General features: G+C 43.6%; 2 pseudogenes (1 of these 2 running past the window's edge). Both read left to right on the plus strand.

Annotation, left to right across the window (positions count from 1 at the left end):
* Nucleotides 1-734 (plus strand): annotated as a pseudogene (gene dgt, locus L650_RS0115860) (dGTPase) (it extends 735 nt beyond the left edge of the window).
* 181 nt (nt 735-915) lie between these two features.
* Nucleotides 916-1,655, plus strand: a pseudogene (locus tag L650_RS0115865) (cell surface protein); the annotation flags it as partial.

Raw genomic sequence — 1,655 nt, forward strand, 5'->3', positions numbered from 1 at the left:
CCGCCGACGATATATCCTATTGCTTAGCCGACATAGAAGACGCCGTAGAAAAAGATATAATCACCACCGAGCTACTTTGTCAGCAGCTAAAAAGTGAATATAAAAAAGCCCTTATAAACCTAACCATTGACGACACCGAACACCTAAATTTTGTAGATAAAGCGGTAGATTACGCACTAGAGCGCGCCAACGCGCAGCCTTACAACTTTAATAGCGAATTTTTTATTTACCTACGCGTGGCCTTGCTTCACCCGCTTGTAAACCACGCCGCAAAGCGTTATATAGAGCACATTGAGCCTATTTACCACGGCGACTTTAACCAAGCTCTATTAGAAGATAACAGCCACCTACACGCCGTTACTAAAACCCTTAAACAGGTGGCGCTTAAGCATGTGTTTTCTCATAAAGAGGTAGAAAAACTCGAGCTACAAGGCTATCGCATCATTAACGGCCTGCTCGATTGTTATAAACCACTGCTACAACTTAACAGCGACGATTTTAAACGAGCATTAAATGGCGACTCACGATTATTAATCGAATCGCGTTTGGTTAAAAAGCTCTCTAAAAAGCACTTAAATAGTTATCAGCACGCCATAGATGCCATGCAAGAAGAGCCCGACCACTTTGCCGCTTACGAGTTTTACTATCGCTGTAGGCTAATTCAAGATTACATAAGTGGTATGACCGACCAATTTGCCTACGACGAGTACCGCAGCCTAATGGTGATTGATTAACGAGGGCGTGTTGTTGGGTGGTTTTTACTTATCTCACTAGGTTACAAACCTCACGCCGCGATTTAATCGCCCTTAGATTGAACAAATTTTCAATCCACACAGGTCAACACGCCCTTAGTGCCTAGATATATTTTAATTTTGCGCTTAAAATCAGACTATTGATACTTAAGCGCCGTGTTTTATGATTATTAGACTCTCTCAACTTATTTTTTGCTTTGCTTTATTTTACAGCAGCCAAAGTGCTGCCTATAACGAAGCCATGTGTATTTTAATTAAGCAAGAAATGCAGCAGTACAGTAATAATAAAGCCAGTGCCAAATACCGCAGCGCCGCACGCGATTTTAAAAGAAACTGTAATAAACCCAAGCAAGTACAAACAAAACCAAAACCTGTAGAGCCGCCAGTTGTTGAACAAGAGTCACAACCACTTGCTCTTACCCCCGAGCAAGAACAACAACTGCTTGAGCAAATAACTGCGGCCGAAAAAGCAATAAAACAAAGCGCAAGTAAAGCAACTACAAGCTCTCAGCCTACAAATCAAATAAGCCAGCAAAGCTCAGAAATTAACGAGCCTGAGACTGCGCCAATTAATACAGTAAAGGATGCGCCAAGCACACCTAAGGGTGAACTTGAGCCAAATAGCAGCGAGTTAACACCTACCACTAGCCAAGCGCAGCCGGTGGCCACTGAAACCGCCCCAAAAGCAGCGCCTAAAATAGAGCCTAAAAAAGAGCAGCCAACGGTTAATACAACGCCCAAACCCGCACCTGTACTTATACCTGCGCCAGTTGCAGAGCCACCAAGTTCATTATTGTTACCAAGTTTGCTACTGCTTATTGTGGTATTAATTGGCGCCATGGTGGTTATACGTTTACGCCGCGCTAAACAAAATAAGCCCGAGCCGCCTGTTGCTCCAACGGC

It is taken from the genome of Pseudoalteromonas sp. TB51 (assembly GCF_000498055.1).
GTDB lineage: Bacteria > Pseudomonadota > Gammaproteobacteria > Enterobacterales > Alteromonadaceae > Pseudoalteromonas > Pseudoalteromonas atlantica.